The organism is Pseudomonas sp. RT4P38 (assembly GCF_054897765.1).
In genome coordinates, this window is the sequence record NZ_CM142703.1 from 816,843 (window position 1) to 835,722 (window position 18,880).

Below are 18,880 nucleotides of genomic sequence, written 5' to 3' on the forward strand. Positions count from 1 at the left end.
AGCGTGACTGCTGACCCTGGACACAGATCCGGTGGGCCTGATCAGATCATCGGGCCCTGAGGGTCTCAGGCGTCGGGCGCCTGATCTTTCGGTGTTTCAGTTTCGTCTGCAGCCACTTCGCCTTCGGCATCCGGGTTCAGTGCGGCGGCTTCTTCTTCAGCTGTAGCTTTCTTGCGCTGAAGCTTTTCCTCTTTCTTCTGCTCCTTGGCCAAGTCTCTCTGACGTTTGGCGAAGGAATAATTGGGTTTAGCCATGGGCGATCCTCTGGGGTCGAAGGTGAGGTTGAGCGGCGCATATTCTGCCCTGTATCGATGCCGAGCCGTTAGCTGGGTTTTTGCTCGGCCCATTTTGGCGGTACCGAGGGTTGCCAGGCGTCCAGTGCATCAAGCAGGGTTTGCGGCGATTCGCTCGTTTGCAGCATGTCACGGTGCGGTTCGCGAACGAAGCCTTCGCCGACGATATGATCGAGAAAATCGGTCAATTTGCTATAGAAACCGTTCACTTCCAGCAGCCCCAGCGGTTTGCCGTGGTAACCGAGCTGGCCCCAGGTCCAGACTTCGAACAGTTCTTCCAGCGTGCCCAGGCCGCCGGGCAGGGCGATAAAGGCGTCACTGAGCTCGGCCATCCGCGCCTTGCGCGCATGCATGCCGTCGACCACTTCCAGACGAGTCAGGCCGCTGTGACCAATTTCCTTGTCTTTGAGGCTTTGCGGGATGATCCCGATCACTTCACCGCCGGCCGCCAGCGCAGCATCGGCGACGATGCCCATCAGCCCGACGGCACCGCCGCCATAGACCAGGGTCAGCTTGCGCTCGGCCAATGCTCGCCCCAGGGCGACAGCCGCTTCACGATAAGCCGGGTTGGTGCCGGTGCTGGCACCGCAAAATACACAAACGGACGCTAAAGACATGCCTTACTCCATGGTCAGTATGGCCACAGAGTAAAGGCAGGCACGCGGCGTTCCAAGGTCTAAACTTCGCGTTCAGGTGTTTCATAAGTACCACTGGCGCCACAGGCGTAGGCGGCGAGCAAACTGCACAACAGGCTATTAAGGGACATGACAGAGGCTCCAGATGAGTGATGACGACCTGATGATAGGGCCGCCCCAGACGTCTGGCTGGTAGATTGTTTCGATAGGTGTCATAGCCCGAAAGTTGTATACAATTTATGATTCAGGTCATAGGAACTTGCGGAGATTTCAGGCAGTCTTCTGTCCATGCGCGTTTTTGTTAACCCTGCCTTGGAGATTCACCATGTTTGCCAAACTTGTTGCGGTATCCCTGCTGACACTGGCCAGCAGCCAATTGATGGCTGCCGAGTGCAAAGTCACCGTTGACTCCACTGACCAGATGTCCTTCGACACCAAGGAAATCAGTATCGACAAGAGCTGCAAGACGTTCACCGTGGAGCTGAAACACTCCGGAAACCTGCCCAAAAACGTCATGGGTCATAACTGGGTCCTGAGCAAAGAAGCCGATATGCAGCCGATCGCCACCGCGGGCCTGGCCGCAGGCATCGAGAAGAGTTACCTGCCTGAAGGCGACGCACGCATCATCGCCCACACCAAAATCATCGGCGCCAAGGAAACTGACTCGGTGACCTTCGACGTGTCGAAGCTCGATGCTGGCGAGAAGTACGGTTTCTTCTGCTCGTTCCCAGGCCACATCTCGATGATGAAAGGCACGGTTACCCTGAAGTAATCAAATTGAACTCTTAAAAAAAGCGTCCCTCTAGGGACTAATGCCGATCAGTTTAGCCCTCACGCTTGACCTTTGGCCGCAAGAAATCAAAATCCGATGCCTGTACTGGCATCGGATTTTTTTATGCGTCTTGCTCGGGCCTTGGAACTGACCACAACGATGAATATGCCGTCGTCGAGTGGTAAACCTTTCATACAATAGCCAGTTCGGCACAAGCGTGGGCGATCACCCTCCCCGCATAGGTAGCGCTGCAGACCACGTTACAGGACTTGCCATCGGTGGACATGGCAGAGACATAGGCGCTGAATTCCAATTGCTTGTCGCCCGGAACCAACTCAAGGGCGTCCAAGGTCACATGCTCAAGCCTGTAGGAAACGGCTCTTCCCATCTTGAGATCCAGTAACCGAGACATGGTTTGGGCAAACCCGCCCATGACGACAGCCACAGGCCACTCGGCGTATCCGGGGAAATGTCCTGCGCACCGTGCGGCGGAGACACCAACACTGCGAGCGATGATCTCCTTATCGCTGATAGCAACCACCGACAATGGGATAGCTTCGGCATAGGGAGACTTGCCGCAGGGCGCAAGATCCGCCGTCCGGTGGCAGGCGAAGAGTTTTTCAAATGTCTTTTCTGCCAGTACTTGATAACGCACCAACAGTTCACCGTACAACTGTCCGTCTACCAAGAGTTGAGTCCTCGCGGTTACGGACTTGCGGGACTGTTCGACTATTTTTGCCCGCGCTGTCATGTTCAGTGTTTGCCAAGTCCGGGTCGAGTAGTAGCGCAGCTCCCATTGAGCATTGGAAGCCAGGTAATACACACGACCCCCTTCAGCCTGCGCGCGCGCCGCAGCGCACGACCCGAGAATTGCCATATGGCGACCGGCCTCTGCAGTTGCGAGTGGCCCACGCTCCTGCCCTTGCGGTTGCTCAGGCGTGAAATCACCGTAGATCCCCCATTCGTCGTCCAAGGTATAAAGCTGCGTGAACGCGAAGTACGGTGGCTGGACCGCGATGCTCGTGGCCATCTTCGCCATGTTGATAGCGATCCGCGGACTTGGGACTTCAGAGGTTCGGTTCATGACTGACGATCTCCATTCGTTAGCGACCAGAGCAGGACTCTGCGCTGTTCTGACGCACCCTCAACCTAGGGCAAAACCTGCGCGGGAGAACCTGTCAACAATGACAGCTCGGCCGTATAAGCGACGGGCGGCACTTTTTTGAGGCGTGGCCTTGAACTCCGAATCAGATTTTTCACGACGCAATCCAACCTCGGCGATTGCGATCTGGGCCGGCTTCGGTCTGGTGGTTGGTTTGTTGCTCGGCCGCCACTGAGTAACAAGCGATCAAAAAGGCGAGCCTCGTGGCTAATGCCAGTCAGTTAAGCTGACTGGCATTTTTCTTTCTGATCGGATATTTCGGCGATTTGAGTCGGATGGCCCGGGGATAAACCCGCTCCTCCGTCGGCAGAGACGCTGTTGATAAACTTCAAGGCCTAGGTGCACGCGCTAAAGCTCATTTCGCACGGGTAAATACCCAGGCAGTGGCGACTCATTCCCACCATTTGATAGCGCAACAAGTTGTAGCCCAGCAACACCCCCCCACAACTCTTGTTCGATCATCTCGGGTGTTTTGCTGCGCAGCGTGTAGCTGCTGTTGAGCAGAGTCTGTTTCATCTCCCGAAACCCTAATTCGATCTCCCATCGCTGGCTGTACAGGTCGACGATTTCGTCGGACGGGAACGCAGCGGGTGGGCCATCGATGTCAGGATTTGGCACACCTCGCCTTTGACGATTTTGCTCAGGAGTCGCGCGATGAGGCGTTCCGGCAGTCCCGGCCATTGCTTGGGGGCCTGCGGCGAAGTGCTCAACGAGACCACAGCATCCTGGCGACCAAAACGCTGAAGCACTTCGTACTGCGTGCCTTTTTTCAGCAGCATCAGCCAATGCCGTTCGGTGCCTGCTTGCTGCCATTGATGCAACAAACCCAGGGAGTAAAAGCCGCGATCAAACAGCGTCAACGAGTGATCGGGTGTGTTTTCGATCAGTTGTTCCGCCAGTTTCATTTCGTTGCTGCGATAGCCATCAAACGCACTGCCAATCAGCAAATGACTGGTCAATTCCATTTGGCAGACCATGCGAACCTGGGGGAAACCGGTGTCGCCATGCTGATTACTGGCCGAGTCATCGCGCGCTCGGTTTTCCGGCGTATCAGGCGTTCGCCATACGACGCCATCGACCCCCAGCAAAACGCAGTCCTGCCCAAGTCGGATGACCAGCCGCTTCATGCCAACTTTTCTGAGTCAGGTGGGTCAGTTCCAGTGCTCGAGCCAGACGCATAAAAAAATCTGATGCCAATACAGGCATCGGATTTTGATTTCTTGCGGCCAAACGTCAAGCAAGAAGGCTTAACTGATCGGCATTATCCACTTGGGACGCTTTTTTTGTGCCTGACGTTTGACCGCGTCATCGTTCTTCGCGGGCAAGCCACGCTCCCACAGGATTTGCGTCGTGCCAATTACCGGCGTCCGACACAATACCTGTGGGAGCGTGGCTTGCCCGCGAAGGCGTCGGTACAGGCGCCGACGTCCTTATGGCGCAAACGGCATCACCCGCTTGTGATGAGTCTTTTTGTACGTGTCGCAGATGATCTTGAATGCTTCCTCGCGCACCGGCTCGCCGTGCAGGAACGCGTCGATCTCGGCGTAGGTCACGCCGTGGGACGCTTCGTCCGGTTTGCCAGGCGACAGGTCTTCAAGGTCGGCGGTCGGGATTTTTTCCACCAGCGACTCCGACGCGCCGAAGCTGCGGGCGATGTCCCGGACCTGGTTTTTCACCAGACCGCTCAGTGGCGCCAGGTCGCAAGCGCCGTCACCGAACTTGGTGAAGAAACCCATCACTGCTTCCGCCGCGTGGTCGGTGCCGATCACCAGGCCCTGGGCCGCGCCGGCAATGGTGTATTGGGCGACCATGCGCATCCGCGCCTTGGTGTTGCCAAGCACGAAATCCACCGAGACCGCATGCTTGCCTTCAAACGCCGCTACTTCACTGGCGAGGGATTTGACTGCCGGGCCGATGTTCACCGTGTGGCGCTCGTCCGGGGCGATGAAGTCTACCGAGGCCTGGGCGTCGTGTTCGTCGAACTGGGTTTCGTACGGCAGGCGCACGGCGATGAACGTGTAGCTGTTGTCGCCGGTGCGCGTACGCAGTTCGCGCATGGCACGCTGGGCCAGCAGACCGGCGGTCAGGGAATCGACGCCGCCGCTGATGCCGAGTACCAGGGTCTTGAGCCCGGAATTGACCAGGCAATCCTGGATGAAGGTAATCCGCCGGGCGACTTCAGCCTCGAGGGCGGCCTGGTCGGCGAACGGCGGCTGGACCTTGAGCTGTTCAGCAATCTCACGCTGTTCGGCTTGCATGAATTCACTCCTTGCTAGAAATGCTGGATGTACTGGAAAGGGCGGCAGGTACTTTGAAAACGTGTCGCAAATAGGCGACGAAATTCGGGTCTTTGCAGTGAGTCTTGCCTGGCTCATCGGAAATTTTTGCCACGGGCTGGCCGTTGCAGGCGGCCATTTTAAGCACGATGCTCATCGGTTCGACACCCGGAATATCACACGTCAGGTTGGTGCCTATGCCAAAGCTGACATTGATCCGACCGCGCAATGCCCGAAAAATCTCCAGGGACTTGGGCAGCGTCAGGCTGTCGGAGAACACCAGCGTCTTGCTCATTGGGTCGATGCCCAGCTTGTGATAATGAGCGATGGCCTTTTCCGCCCAGAGCACTGGATCACCGGAATCATGACGCAAACCGTCAAAGAGCTTGGCGAAGTACAGGTCGAAATCGCTGAGAAACGCATCCGTGGTAATGCAATCGGTGAGGGCGATCCCCAATAGGCCGCGGTACTCGCGGACCCAGCAATCGAGGGCGGCAATCTGACTGTCGATCAGCCGTGGGCCGAGTTGCTGGTGGGCCATGATCCATTCGTGGGCCATGGTGCCCAACGGCTTCATGTCCAGCTCCCGTGAAAGGTGCACATTGCTGGTGCCGACGAAGCGTCCGGGGAAATCGTGCTTGAGCACGTTCACCACTTCTTCCTGCACGCGGTACGAGAAGCGACGGCGAGTGCCGAAATCGGCGACCTGCAATTCGGAAAGTTCGTCTGCGCTGGCATTGGCAGTCAACCAGTCGAACTTGCGATAGAGCTGCTCGCGCGCCTGTTCCAGCACGACCTCACGGTAGCGATAGCGGTTGCGCACCTCGCTGACGATGGACAACAGCGGCACTTCGAACAGGATCACGTGCAGCCATGGTCCGCGCAGGCGGATGAACAGCTCGCCGTTTTCGATGCCGGTGTGGACGTAGCGCAGATTGAAACGGAACAATCCTAGAAAGCGCAGGAAGTCCGGCTTCATGAAGCTGATGCGCTCCATGAAACTCAACTGGTCGGCGCTCAGGCTCAACTCGGCGAGGCGTTCGATCTGGAAACGAATCTCCGCCAGGTACGGGCGCAAATCTTCGCTGTTACGGCAACGAAATTCCCATTCGACTTCCACGTTCGGGTAGTTGTGCAGCACCGCCTGCATCATCGTCAGTTTGTAGAAGTCGGTGTCGAGCAGGTTCTGCACGATGCGATCGCCAAACACGCTCTCGCTCATAACGGGGTTCTCCAGGCTGGCCGCGGCCTGTGGTAGCGACGTTGCAGCTGTTTCAATGAATGGGGCTAGTGGCGCATATCAGAGGTGGGGATTGCCAGTGTTTTTTTGGACAGTGCAGATACCTGTGGGAGCGAGCTTGCTCGCTCCCACAGGTATTGGGTGCAACCCTAAATTTGAGGGATGTCCGGGTTATCGATTTGCTCCAGCATCCATTTCACAAAATCCCGCACTTTCGGCACTTCCGCCGAATGCTCCGGATACGCCAGGTAGTAGGCATCAGTGCTGGGCATCGCGTGCTTCCAGGGTATGACCAGTTTGCCGTCGGCCAATTCCTCTTCCACCAGAAACCGCGGCAACAGCGCCACTCCGCAGCCGACCTGGGCTGCGCGGATGCACATATAAAAGGTTTCGAAACGCGGGCCGTGGTAGCTGTGTTCGGTGTGGTAGCCCTGACTGTCGAACCAGTCGTGCCAGGCCTGGGGCCGGGAGGCGTTTTGCAGCAAGACCAGGTCGGTGAGTTGCGTAGGATCGGTGAACGGCGTGTCCGGCAGGCTGCCCGGTGCGCAGACCGGCACCAGCTCTTCGCCGAACAGCTTCAGGCACTCAGTGCCGGGTCGAGAGCCCTGGCCGAAATAGAACGCCAGGTCGCTGCGACCTTGCAGCAGATCGTCGGCTTCCTGCTCGCTGCACAAGTCCAGATGGATCGAGGGATGGCGCAGACGCCAACCCTTCAAGCGTGGCACTAGCCAGCGAGCGCCGAAGGTCGGAGGCGTGGAGACGCGCAGGACTTCGGTTTCACCGCCGTAGGAGCGCAGGTAGTGAGTCGACATCTCGACCTGTGTGAGGATTTTTCGTACCTCCACCAGGTACAAGTCACCCGCCGGAGTCATTTGCAAGCGTCGACGCACCCGGCGAAACAGCAAGTGCTGCAACAATTCTTCGAGTTGCGCGACCTGTTTGCTGACAGCGCTCTGGGTCAGGTTCAGCTCTTCGGCGGCCCGAGTGAAGCTCAAATGCCGGGTTACTGCCTCGAAACACTGCAGTGCGGTGATCGACGGCAGGTAGCGTTTGTTCAGCATGGGTTGTCCTTTTTCTTGTTTCTTTCTTATCAGCAATTCGCAGCATGAATAAACGGAATGATATCTCTCTTAAAGGTCGTTTGTTGGGTAACCTCCGGAGCGCTAAAAATACAGGTCTGATCAGTCGTGATTTTCCGGCTGCACACATTCTGTTTTTCGCTTGAGGAGTGACCCATGGTTGCCGCATTGCTTGATCGTCTTGGTGTGAACCCGGCCCTGTACCAGAACGGCAAAGTGCCGGTGCATTCGCCGATCGATGGCAGCCAGATTGCCGCCGTGAACTGGGAAGGTGCCGCTGAAGTCGAGCAGCACATCAGTCGTGCAGATCATGCGTTCGAACTGTGGCGCAAGGTCCCGGCGCCGCGCCGTGGTGAACTGGTGCGACAACTTGGCGATATCCTGCGTGAATACAAGGCCGACCTCGGCGAGCTGGTGTCCTGGGAAGCCGGCAAGATCACTCAGGAAGGTCTGGGTGAAGTTCAGGAAATGATCGACATCTGCGATTTCGCCGTCGGCCTGTCCCGTCAGCTGTACGGTTTGACCATCGCTTCCGAGCGTCCTGGCCACCACATGCGCGAAACCTGGCACCCGCTGGGCGTCGTCGGCGTCATCAGCGCGTTCAACTTCCCGGTGGCGGTCTGGGCCTGGAACACCGCGCTGGCACTGGTCTGCGGCAATCCGGTGATCTGGAAACCGTCGGAGAAAACCCCACTGACCGCACTGGCCTGCCAGGCGCTGTTCGACCGTGTACTGAAGAACTTCAGCGACGCGCCACCGCACCTGAGCCAAGTCATCATCGGCGGTCGCGATGCTGGCGAAGCCCTGGTCGATGACCCGCGTGTCGCGCTGATCAGCGCCACCGGCAGCACCCGCATGGGCCGCGAAGTGGCGCCGAAAATCGCCGCACGTTTCGCTCGCAGCATTCTGGAACTGGGCGGTAACAACGCAATGATCCTCGGCCCAAGCGCCGACCTGGACATGGCCGTACGGGCAATCCTCTTCAGCGCCGTCGGCACCGCCGGTCAGCGTTGCACCACGCTGCGCCGTCTGATTGCCCATGAATCGGTGAAAGAAGAAATCGTCACCCGCCTGAAAGCCGCTTACTCCAAAGTGCGCATCGGCAACCCACTGGAAGGCAACCTGATTGGTCCGCTGATCGACAAGCACAGCTTCGAAAACATGCAGGATGCGCTGGAGCAGGCCTTGAGCGAAGGCGGCCGGGTGTTCGGCGGCAAGCGCCAACTGGAAGACCAATTCCCTAACGCTTATTACGTCTCGCCGGCCATCGTTGAAATGCCGGAGCAGAGCGATGTGGTCTGCAGCGAAACCTTCGCACCCATTCTATACGTGGTCGGTTACAAGGATTTCGACGAGGCCTTGCGCCTGAACAACGCCGTGCCACAAGGCTTGTCGTCGTGCATTTTCACCACTGACGTGCGTGAAGCCGAGCAGTTCATGTCGGCGGTGGGCAGCGACTGCGGCATCGCCAACGTCAATATCGGCCCGAGCGGCGCGGAAATCGGCGGGGCGTTTGGCGGTGAGAAAGAAACGGGCGGCGGTCGTGAATCCGGCTCCGATGCATGGCGCGGCTACATGCGCCGTCAGACGAATACCGTGAACTATTCGCTGGAGTTGCCGTTGGCTCAGGGTATTACCTTCGACTGATAGGCCTCTTCGCGGGCAAGCCTCGCTCCTACAGGACCGTGTTTGTGGCCACAATTGCGACACAACACAAAAAACCGTAGGAGCGAGGCTTGCCCGCGAAGCTTTTGCTTTGTTGTTTGTTAGGTTTCTGTTGGAGTCTGGCAATGCCGTTACGCGAAGAGTGTCTGTGGGAAAAACTGACGCCGCAAAGGCCTGACAACGGGCTGCTCAACGGCGAGTTTAAGGCTGATGTCTGCGTCATCGGCGCCGGTTTCACCGGTCTGTCGGCGGCGGTGCATCTGTTGGAACAGGGCAAAAGTGTCTGCGTACTGGAAGCCCATCGCGCTGGTCATGGCGGTTCGGGGCGCAACGTCGGGCTGGTCAATGCCGGAATGTGGATTCCACCGGACGAGATCGAAGCCGGTTTCGGTGAGGTGATCGGCAGTCAGCTCAATCGCATGCTGGGTGCGGCACCGTCCTTGGTGTTCAGCCTGATCGACAAATACAACATCGATTGCCAGCTACGCCGCGAAGGCACGCTGCACATGGCGCACAATGCCCGTGGCGAAGCGGACTTGCGCAGTCGTGAGGAACAATGGAAGCGTCGCGGCGCGCCGGTCGAACTGCTGACCGGTCAGGCATGCGAACAGGCAACGGGCACCCAAAAGATTGCCGCTGCACTGCTCGATCGACGTGCTGGCACCCTCAACCCAATGGCTTACACGACGGGGCTGGCCAAAGCGGCCATCGGTCTCGGCGGTCAGTTGTTCGATCATTCCCCGGTGACCCGGCTCGAACGTCAGGGCCAACGCTGGTCGGTACAAACCGCTCAGGGTTCGGTGCTTGCCGAGCAAGTCGTGATTGCCTCGAATGCTTACACCGAAGGTGACTGGACAGAGTTGCGGCGTAACTTCTTCCCTGGTTACTACTATCAAGTGGCCTCGGTCCCGCTGACCGAAGAGGCTGCGCAGCAAATTCTCCCCGGTGGCCAAGGCTCCTGGGACACCCGTCAGGTACTCAGCAGTATTCGTCGAGATAGAGACGGTCGTCTGCTGCTCGGGAGCCTCGGTAATGGCAATCAGAAGCCGACCTGGTTCCTCAAGGCCTGGGCCGACCGGGTTCAGCAGCACTATTTTCCTTACCTCAAACCGGTGGAATGGGAGTGCACCTGGACCGGTTGCATTGCCTTCACCCCCGATCATTTGATGCGTTTGTTCGAGCCGGCGCCCGGTTTAGTGGCAGTCACCGGCTACAACGGCCGGGGCGTCACGACGGGCACAGTGGTTGGCAAAGCCTTCGCTGATTATTTGTGTGACGGTAATCCTCAAGCACTGCCGATTCCCTTTGCACCCATGCAACCATTGGCGGGCGCGGGATTGCGCAGCTGTTTGTACGAGGCCGGATTCTCGCTGTATCACGCAGGCCAGTGCTTGCGGATCGTTATTTGATTGTTGAAATTTGTTGCTGAAAGCGGCGCTTTTTCGCGCAGCGACTAGCCTGTAAAAGGTGCGGGTTGTAGCAGTCCCGCACCAGGAGTGTGCACTTCGGTGACGCACGTTGTTACAGGCTGGTTGCACGTCGTTTGGCGCCGCGGTTGCAATGATGGCGCGCTCGGGTTGCGCCTTTATAAATAAATGGTTTCACCTTCCGCGGTTTAGACGGTTGCACGCCCAATGAAAATGGGATCAAAACAGTCGAAATAACAATAACGCAGCGACTTTTTTCAGAATAAAAAACCGATGGCACGGCCCTTGCTCTGAGCATTCAGGAAGTCGCAGTGCCAACTAAAAAAAACCTTGGAGCACCACCTCATGTCCCAGACGTTTTACAAGAAAGGCTTTTTGGCCCTCGCAGTGGCAACTGCGTTGGGTGTGTCTGCGTTTGCACAGGCTGATGTGAAAATTGGTGTGGCGGGGCCGATGACAGGCGCCAACGCGGCATTTGGCGAGCAGTACATGAAGGGTGCACAGGCTGCGGCCGATGCGGTCAACGCAGCGGGCGGCGTAAACGGGGAAAAAATCGTACTGGTCAAGGGCGATGACGCCTGCGAACCGAAACAGGCTGTGACGGTCGCCAAGGACCTGACCAACCAGAAAGTCGCTGGCGTAGTCGGTCACTTCTGCTCCTCCTCGACGATCCCGGCTTCGGAGATCTACGACGAAGCGGGCATTATCGCGATCACTCCGGGTTCCACCAACCCTGCAGTTACCGAGCGCGGCCTGAGTGCCATGTTCCGTATGTGCGGGCGTGACGACCAGCAAGGCATCGTGGCCGGTGACTACATCGTCGACGTGCTCAAGGGCAAGAAAGTCGTCGTCCTGCATGACAAGGACACCTACGGCCAAGGCCTCGCGGACGCGACCAAGGCCCAGCTGGAAAAACGCGGCGTGAAGCCGGTGCTGTACGAAGGCCTGACCCGTGGCGAGAAAGACTTCAGCACCATCGTGACCAAAATTCGCGGCGCTGGTGCCGACGTCGTCTACTTCGGCGGTCTGCATCCGGAAGCCGGTCCTCTGGTTCGCCAACTGCGTGAGCAAGGCCTCAAAGACGTCAAGTTCATGTCCGATGACGGCATCGTGACCGACGAACTGGTGACCACCGCGGGTGGCCCGCAATTCGTCGACGGCGTACTGATGACCTTCGGCGCTGACCCGCGCATGCTGCCAGACAGCAAGACCGTGGTTGACGCGTTCCGTAAAGCCGGTACCGAGCCTGAAGGCTACACCCTGTACGCCTACGCTTCGGTTCAGACCCTGGCAGCTGCCTTCAATGGCGCCAAGTCCAACAAAGGCGAAGAAGCTGCCAAATGGCTGAAAGCCAACACGGTCAAAACCGTGATGGGCGACAAGGCCTGGGATTCCAAGGGTGACCTGAAAGTCTCCGACTACGTGGTTTACCAGTGGGACAAGGACGGCAAATACCACCAACTGGAAAAACAGAAGTGATATGAACAGCTGATTGCCCGGCGCCTTGTGCGCCGGGCAATCAATCAACATGTCCGTGCAGTACCTGTCTTTTCTCGTAGAGCTGCACACAACCGTGTTGCGCCGGCGGCTGAACCCCGGTCCGTCGTACCCGGCTTCTGTGCAGTCTCTCAAATGCGTGAGATTGCGTTATGGATGGTATTTTCCTGCAGCAACTGGTCAACGGCCTGACCCTCGGGTCGGTCTATGGCCTGATCGCCATCGGCTACACAATGGTCTATGGCATCATCGGCATGATCAACTTCGCCCATGGCGAGGTTTACATGATTTCTGCTTACCTGGCGGCGATCAGTCTGGCTCTGCTGGCATACTTCGGTATTGAATCCTTCCCTCTGCTGATGCTTGGCACACTGATCTTCACCATCATCGTCACGGCGGTGTATGGCTGGGTCATCGAACGGGTTGCCTATAAACCCCTACGTAACTCCACCCGACTGGCACCGCTGATCAGCGCCATCGGCATTTCGCTGATCCTGCAAAACTATGCACAGATCGCTCAAGGCGCGAAGCAACAAGGGGTTCCGACCTTGCTCACGGGTGCCTGGCGCGTCGAAATCGGTACAGGTTTTGTGCAGTTGACCTACACCAAGATCTTCATTCTGGTCGCAGCGTTTGCCGGGATGGCCCTGCTGACCTACGTCATCAAGTACACCAAGCTCGGCCGCATGTGCCGCGCTACCCAGCAAGATCGCAAGATGGCCTCGATTCTGGGGATCAACACCGATCGGGTGATTTCCTACGTGTTCATCATCGGTGCAGCCATGGCGGCCCTGGCCGGCGTGCTGATCACCATGAACTACGGCACGTTCGACTTCTACGCCGGCTTCATCATCGGGATCAAAGCGTTCACCGCCGCGGTACTCGGCGGGATCGGCTCGCTACCCGGTGCGATGCTCGGCGGGATCATTCTCGGGATTTCCGAGTCGTTGTTCTCAGGTCTGGTGAACTCGGACTACAAAGACGTTTTCAGCTTCTCGCTGCTGGTTCTCGTTCTGGTCTTTCGGCCCCAAGGCCTGCTTGGCCGTCCTCTTGTGTCGAAGGTGTAAGCGATGTCTTCAACCACTAAAAAAACCATTGATCTCAAAAGAAGCCTGGTTGACGCGATTCTTGCCGGCCTTGTCGCCCTGATTGTGTTCGGCCCGATTGTCGGCGTGGTCCTCGATGGCTATGGCTTCAACCTGGAAACGACCCGCGTGGCGTTGATTGTCGCCATCGTCATGGCGGGCCGCTTCGCCCTGAGCCTGTTCCTGCAAACCCCCAAGGGCCTGAGAATTCTCGAAGGCTTTGAAAGCACCGGTTCCGGGGTGCATGTATTGCCGCCTGACTACAAATCCCGGTTGCGCTGGATCATTCCGGTGTTGATCGTCGTAGCCGTGGTGTTCCCGTTTTTCTCCAACTCCTACCTGCTGGGCGTGGTCATCCTCGGGCTGATCTACGTGCTGCTGGGCCTGGGGCTGAACATCGTGGTCGGTCTGGCCGGCCTGCTCGACCTGGGTTACGTGGCGTTCTACGCCATCGGTGCTTATGGGTTGGCGCTCGGTTACCAATACCTTGGCTTGGGCTTCTGGACGGTGCTGCCGCTGGCGGCGATCATCGCTGGCCTTGCCGGCTGCATTCTCGGTTTTCCGGTGTTGCGCCTGCACGGTGACTACCTGGCAATCGTGACCCTGGGCTTCGGTGAAATCATCCGGTTGATCCTCAATAACTGGCTGTCCCTGACCGGTGGCCCGAATGGTATGGCGGCTCCATTGCCGACCTTCTTCGGCATCGAGTTCGGCAAAAGGGCTAAGGAGGGCGGGGTGCCGTTTCATGAGTTTTTCGGCATCGCCTATAACCCGGACGTGAAGTACTTCTTCATCTACGCGGTGTTGTTCCTGGTGGTGCTGGCTGTGCTGTACATCAAGCACCGTTTGACCCGCATGCCGGTCGGTCGCGCCTGGGAAGCCTTGCGTGAAGACGAAATCGCTTGCCGCTCCATGGGCCTCAACCACGTTCTGGTCAAGCTCTCGGCATTTACCATCGGAGCATCGACTGCCGGTCTGGCCGGTGTGTTCTTCGCCACCTATCAAGGCTTCGTCAACCCGACCTCGTTCACTTTTTTCGAATCGGCCCTGATTCTCGCCATCGTTGTACTCGGCGGCATGGGCTCGACCATCGGCGTGGTGATTGCGGCATTCGTGCTGACCGTCGCTCCGGAACTGCTGCGCGGCTTCGCTGAGTATCGCGTGCTGTTGTTCGGCATCCTGATGGTGTTGATGATGATCTGGCGACCGCGCGGCCTGATTCGGATCAGCCGTACCGGTGTGACCCCGCGTAAAGGAGTAGCGCCATGAGCGAAGTCGTACTCTCGGTCGAGAAGCTGATGATGCACTTCGGCGGCATCAAGGCGCTGAGCGATGTCAGCCTGAAGGTGCACCGCAATTCGATTTTCGCCCTGATCGGCCCCAACGGCGCCGGCAAGACCACGGTGTTCAACTGTCTGACCGGGTTCTACAAAGCCTCCGGCGGCAAAATCGAACTCAACATTCGCGGCGAGGAGACCAATGTCATCAAGCTGCTGGGTGAATCGTTCAAACCGACCGATTTCGTCTCGCCGAAATCTTTCGCCAGCCGGATGTACTACAAAATGTTCGGCGGCACCCATCTGGTGAACCGGGCCGGCCTGGCGCGGACGTTCCAGAACATTCGCCTGTTCAAGGAAATGTCGGTGCTGGAAAACCTGCTGGTGGCCCAACACATGTGGGTCAACCGCAACCTGCTGGCCGGTATCCTCAACACCAAGGGCTACCGCAAGGCCGAAAGCGATGCGTTGGACCACGCCTTCTACTGGCTGGAAGTCGTCGACCTGGTGGACTGCGCCAACCGTCTGGCCGGTGAACTGTCCTACGGGCAGCAACGCCGTCTGGAAATCGCCCGGGCCATGTGTACCCGTCCGCAGATCATCTGCCTCGACGAACCGGCCGCTGGCCTCAACCCTCAGGAAACCGAAGCGCTGAGCGCGATGATCCGGCTGCTGCGCGACGAGCACGATCTGACCGTGGTGCTGATCGAACACGACATGGGCATGGTAATGAGCATTTCTGACCACATCGTGGTGCTGGACCACGGCATCGTCATCGCCGAGGGCGGCCCGGACGATATACGCCGCGATCCGAAAGTGATTGCGGCCTATCTGGGCGCCGATGAAGAGGAAGTGGTGTTATGAGCCAACCCATCCTCGAACTCAAGGAGCTGGACGTGTTTTACGGGCCGATCCAGGCCCTGAAGAAAGTATCGCTGCACATCAATGAAGGTGAAACCGTCAGCCTGATCGGCTCCAATGGTGCCGGCAAATCTACCCTGCTGATGTCGATTTTCGGTCAGCCGCGGGCGGCTGACGGGCAGATCATTTATCAGGGTGTGGATATCACTCACAAGTCATCCCACTACATCGCGTCCAACGGCATCGCACAATCGCCGGAAGGCCGGCGGGTGTTCCCTGACATGACGGTCGAGGAAAACCTGCTGATGGGCACCATTCCTATCGGTGACAAGTACGCCAAGGAAGACATGCAACGCATGTTCGAGTTGTTCCCGCGACTCGAAGAGCGGCGCAACCAGCGGGCGATGACCATGTCCGGCGGCGAGCAGCAAATGCTCGCCATCGCCCGTGCGCTGATGAGCCGTCCAAAATTGTTGTTACTTGATGAGCCGAGCCTGGGATTAGCGCCAATCGTGGTGAAACAGATCTTCGCGACCCTGCGGGAACTGGCGAGTACCGGCATGACCATCTTCCTGGTGGAGCAGAATGCCAACCACGCCCTCAAACTGTCGGACCGGGCGTATGTGATGGTCAACGGCGAGATCCGCCTCACTGGCACCGGCAAGGAACTGCTGGTTAACGAGGAAGTGCGTAACGCCTATCTCGGCGGCCATTGAGTTCGCTGTTGTAACACCAAGCCCTGGCGCGCAATCGCCGGGGCTTTTTTACACCTCCAATACACCCCTGATCCCTGTGGGAGCGAGCTTGCTCGCGATAGCGTCATTTCAGTCAACTTTGAGGTGGCTGAGCCACCGCAATCGCGAGCAAGCTCGCTCCCACAGGGGGCAGTGGTATGCTTTCGGCAAATTGTGGAAAACAAATTTGCCAACCTCTCAAAGCGCGACATAAAGCCGCTGCAAATAGTTGTTTTGTCACGGTTTTGACTTGTCCCCGTTTGCTGTGGAGCTGGCTGTGAATAACGTGGGAGTAGCTGGCTGAAAGCCTTTGAAACCGTGGCTTGTAGAGTTATGGTTGTTTTTTGATCAGGCTTTTTTGCGAGGCCGTGAGCGGGCTTTGTCAACCTTTTTGTAGGTGACGAAAACAGGTTGAAATGAACTGGAGCTGCCTGTGGATAAGTCTGTGGTTAAACTCTGGAAAGACTCGGCTGAAGGCCGTAGTTACTGGCTTGGCGCCATCGTCGGTAGGGCCGGTCAATCGTGCAAAATGCCATGGGCTACACAGCCGGCGTTCCAGGGTCAAGCAAAAAAATTTCCATTTTCCCCGCAAAGCCTTGTGCACAGCGGCTTACAGCTTTTCCACTTGCCCCCGGAAACTGTGGACCGGCCTGTGGATAAGGTGCGCGTACATGGCTGAAAGCCACGGCGTGTAAGGGGTCGCAAGGTTTGGTCGTTTTTTGTACAGCTGGTACGGTAGTTGCCGCTGTGGGCAAGGCCGGGCATGCTGCCTGCTGATTTTCTATTCCAGAGGCTGCCAATCAGCCGAAGCAAGGAGAACACGATGTCCAACACCCTGTTTATTACCGGCGCGACCTCCGGTTTTGGTGAAGCCTGCGCCCGTCGTTTTGCCGAGGCTGGCTGGAAACTGGTGCTGACCGGCCGTCGTGAAGAGCGCCTGAATGCGCTGTGCGCCGAGTTGTCGAAGCAGACCGAGGTCCATGGCCTGGTGCTCGACGTGCGTGATCGCAAGGCCATGGAGGAGGCGATTGCCAACCTGCCGCCGTCCTTCGCCACGCTGCGCGGTCTGATCAACAACGCCGGCCTGGCCTTGGGCGTTGACCCGGCGCCGAAGTGCGACCTCGACGATTGGGACACCATGGTCGACACCAACATCAAAGGCCTGATGTACAGCACTCGTCTGCTGTTGCCACGCCTGATCGCTCACGGTCGCGGCGCCGGCATCGTCAACCTTGGTTCCATCGCCGGCAACTACCCGTACCCGGGCAGCCACGTGTATGGCGCGAGCAAGGCGTTCGTCAAACAGTTCTCCCTGAACCTGCGCTGCGACCTGCAAGGTACGGGCGTGCGGGTCAGCAACATCGAGCCGGGCCTGTGCGAAAGCGAGTTCTCACTGGTGCGTTTCGCCGGTGATCAGGAGCGTTACAACGCCACCTACGCCGGTGCCGAGCCGATTCAGCCGCAAGACATCGCCGACACCATTTTCTGGGTGCTCAATGCCCCGGCGCACATCAACATCAACAGCCTGGAACTGATGCCGGTGAGCCAGACGTGGAGCGGGTTTGCGATTGAGCGTAATGCCAAGGCTTAAGACCGCGTAACGGCCATCGCGAGCAAGCTCGCTCCCACAGTAGATCTCCTTTGGCACACTAATTGTGAGCAACCAAGGGACCAAATGTGGGAGCGAGCTTGCTCGCGATAGCGATCTATTAATCAGCGAAGATAGTCGGCCAACCCGCGATAGCAGGTTGCCAAGTGATAAGGCGTGGTAGACGGCATGTCCTGACGGGTCACGTCACCGTTCTCATCCCGACATTCATACCAGCCCCCTGCATGCAGAGAGTGCTGCTGCAATGCCTGCAATTGGCGTAGCACCGCGACCTCGCTGTCTGGTCGTAAGGTCAGGGCGCGCAGGTATTCAGCCTGGGCCCAGATGCGTTGGGTGCCATCTTTGGAGTGGCCATCCAGGTCGAGCATTGCCCGGACGGCGCCAGTCTGCTGATCGACGCCCAATTGTTCAGTGAACGCAAATGCACGCTCCAGCGACGCATGCAGAGTCGAACCGCGCAGCAACGAAGACGACTCCAGCAGGAAATACCACTCGAACTGATGCCCCGGTTCAAACCAGTTATCCACGGCACCCAGCGGTTTCTCCATCAACACACCGTGTTGCGGGTCGATAAAACGCTTCTGCATCGCTGTGCATAACTCGACAAGCGCGTCTTGCACGGCGACGTCTTTGCGCACCGACAGCGTGGCGAGGAAGGCTTCGGCCAAGTGCATCAGGGGATTTTGCAGCGGCCCGGACTTGAGCGAGGACCCGTCACGCTCGAGGCTGGCTTCGTACAGGCCGTCGCCCGTGGCAAAGCGCTGCGCGACCACTTTCAGTACGGCGTTGAGCACCGATTCCACCAGCGGCTCGCGGACCTTGTCCCAGTAATGGGCGCAGGCGAACAGGATGAAGGCGTGGGTGTAGAGGTCTTTGCGCTGATCCAGCGGCGCACCCTGCGGGTCGATGCTGTAGAACCAGCCGCCATGCTCGGCATCGTGGAAATGCTCCTGCAAGGAACGGAACAGCGCTGCGGCGCGCTCTCCGGCGGCGGGTACCTGACCGATCAGGCTGGAAAACAGGTAGAGCTGCCGCGCGCAGGCCATGGCCCGGTAGCGTTGGGGAGGCAGCGGTTGAAGCTCGGCGTCCAGCGCCTCATACGGCAGCGCCATGTCGGCATTCCAGCCGGGGCCTTGCCAGAGCGGCACGATCACGTCCAGAAAGTGCTGTTGCACCGAGGCGAACAGAGCGATCAATTCAGGCTGGGAGGCGGAGCGGGAAACAGGCGGCATTGGCTGGCGTCGTCACGGCAGGGTTAGTTGCGCGAC

18 protein-coding genes are annotated in these 18,880 nt (G+C 58.2%); 9 read left to right on the forward strand and 9 right to left on the reverse strand.

The annotated features are described in order from the left end of the window. Positions 1-65: 65 nt before the first annotated feature. The gene (locus ACYZT7_RS03690; RefSeq protein ID WP_462039986.1) at positions 66-254 is read right to left on the reverse strand and encodes a hypothetical protein; all 189 of its coding nucleotides are present in this window, start codon (positions 252-254) and stop codon (positions 66-68) included. 68 nt (positions 255-322) lie between these two features. Next, a complete protein-coding gene (locus ACYZT7_RS03695) occupies positions 323-910 on the reverse strand; it encodes an LOG family protein (protein ID WP_462039987.1) in 588 nt (195 codons plus the stop codon). A 343-nt stretch (positions 911-1,253) separates the two neighbouring features. Between ACYZT7_RS03695 and azu the strand changes: the two genes are divergently transcribed. Next, on the forward strand, positions 1,254-1,700 hold the full coding sequence (gene azu / locus ACYZT7_RS03700; RefSeq protein ID WP_462039988.1) for an azurin: 447 nt from the start codon (positions 1,254-1,256) through the stop codon (positions 1,698-1,700). Positions 1,701-1,890: 190 nt separating this feature from the next. On the opposite strand, the gene ACYZT7_RS03705 is transcribed toward azu, so the two are convergent. From ACYZT7_RS03705 to ACYZT7_RS03730, 6 genes are all read right to left on the reverse strand, one after another. Then, entirely contained in the window at positions 1,891-2,784 is an 894-nt protein-coding gene (locus ACYZT7_RS03705) for a hypothetical protein (RefSeq protein ID WP_462039989.1), read from the reverse strand. Positions 2,785-3,210: 426 nt separating this feature from the next. Then, positions 3,211-3,480, reverse strand: a complete 270-nt coding sequence (locus ACYZT7_RS03710; RefSeq protein ID WP_462039990.1) for a transposase — start codon at positions 3,478-3,480, stop codon at positions 3,211-3,213. Continuing rightward, positions 3,390-3,989, reverse strand: coding sequence for an IS4 family transposase (locus tag ACYZT7_RS03715; protein WP_462039991.1), 600 nt, complete (start codon positions 3,987-3,989; stop codon positions 3,390-3,392). Before ACYZT7_RS03715 ends, ACYZT7_RS03710 begins: the two co-directional genes overlap by 91 nt. A 303-nt stretch (positions 3,990-4,292) precedes the next feature. Further along, complete coding sequence (gene nadE, locus ACYZT7_RS03720) at positions 4,293-5,120, reverse strand: ammonia-dependent NAD(+) synthetase (protein WP_462039992.1); 828 nt, start codon at positions 5,118-5,120, stop codon at positions 4,293-4,295. A gap of 4 nt (positions 5,121-5,124) precedes the next feature. Then, positions 5,125-6,360 carry a nicotinate phosphoribosyltransferase gene (pncB, locus tag ACYZT7_RS03725; protein WP_282376713.1) on the reverse strand — a complete coding sequence of 412 codons (1,236 nt, stop codon included), beginning with the start codon at positions 6,358-6,360 and terminating at the stop codon, positions 5,125-5,127. Positions 6,361-6,527: 167 nt separating this feature from the next. Beyond that, the gene (locus tag ACYZT7_RS03730; protein WP_462039993.1) at positions 6,528-7,439 is read right to left on the reverse strand and encodes a LysR family transcriptional regulator; all 912 of its coding nucleotides are present in this window, start codon (positions 7,437-7,439) and stop codon (positions 6,528-6,530) included. Between the two features lie 174 nt (positions 7,440-7,613). On the opposite strand from ACYZT7_RS03730, the gene amaB reads away from it, so the two are divergent. The 8 genes from amaB (at position 7,614) to ACYZT7_RS03770 (ending at position 17,594) form a co-directional block, all read left to right on the forward strand. Next, positions 7,614-9,104 (forward strand): L-piperidine-6-carboxylate dehydrogenase, encoded by a 1,491-nt coding sequence (gene amaB / locus ACYZT7_RS03735; RefSeq protein WP_462039994.1) that lies wholly within the window; start codon positions 7,614-7,616, stop codon positions 9,102-9,104. 143 nt (positions 9,105-9,247) lie between these two features. After that, a complete protein-coding gene (amaA, locus tag ACYZT7_RS03740; RefSeq protein WP_462039995.1) occupies positions 9,248-10,531 on the forward strand; it encodes an L-pipecolate oxidase in 1,284 nt (427 codons plus the stop codon). A 363-nt stretch (positions 10,532-10,894) separates the two neighbouring features. Next, entirely contained in the window at positions 10,895-12,028 is a 1,134-nt protein-coding gene (locus ACYZT7_RS03745; RefSeq protein WP_347804596.1) for an ABC transporter substrate-binding protein, read from the forward strand. A 170-nt stretch (positions 12,029-12,198) separates the two neighbouring features. Beyond that, positions 12,199-13,113 carry an ABC transporter permease subunit gene (locus ACYZT7_RS03750; RefSeq protein WP_283182734.1) on the forward strand — a complete coding sequence of 305 codons (915 nt, stop codon included), beginning with the start codon at positions 12,199-12,201 and terminating at the stop codon, positions 13,111-13,113. 3 nt (positions 13,114-13,116) lie between these two features. Beyond that, positions 13,117-14,400, forward strand: a complete 1,284-nt coding sequence (livM, locus tag ACYZT7_RS03755; protein ID WP_462039996.1) for a high-affinity branched-chain amino acid ABC transporter permease LivM — start codon at positions 13,117-13,119, stop codon at positions 14,398-14,400. Continuing rightward, a complete protein-coding gene (locus ACYZT7_RS03760) occupies positions 14,397-15,272 on the forward strand; it encodes an ABC transporter ATP-binding protein (protein ID WP_283189756.1) in 876 nt (291 codons plus the stop codon). The genes livM and ACYZT7_RS03760 overlap by 4 nt, the downstream gene beginning before the upstream one ends. After that, on the forward strand, positions 15,269-15,985 hold the full coding sequence (locus ACYZT7_RS03765; RefSeq protein ID WP_462039997.1) for an ABC transporter ATP-binding protein: 717 nt from the start codon (positions 15,269-15,271) through the stop codon (positions 15,983-15,985). The genes ACYZT7_RS03760 and ACYZT7_RS03765 overlap by 4 nt, the downstream gene beginning before the upstream one ends. 841 nt (positions 15,986-16,826) lie before the next feature. After that, a complete protein-coding gene (locus ACYZT7_RS03770) occupies positions 16,827-17,594 on the forward strand; it encodes an SDR family oxidoreductase (RefSeq protein ID WP_462039998.1) in 768 nt (255 codons plus the stop codon). A 122-nt stretch (positions 17,595-17,716) separates the two neighbouring features. On the opposite strand, the gene ACYZT7_RS03775 is transcribed toward ACYZT7_RS03770, so the two are convergent. Further along, complete coding sequence (locus ACYZT7_RS03775; RefSeq protein WP_462039999.1) at positions 17,717-18,844, reverse strand: AGE family epimerase/isomerase; 1,128 nt, start codon at positions 18,842-18,844, stop codon at positions 17,717-17,719. Positions 18,845-18,880 lie beyond the last annotated feature (36 nt).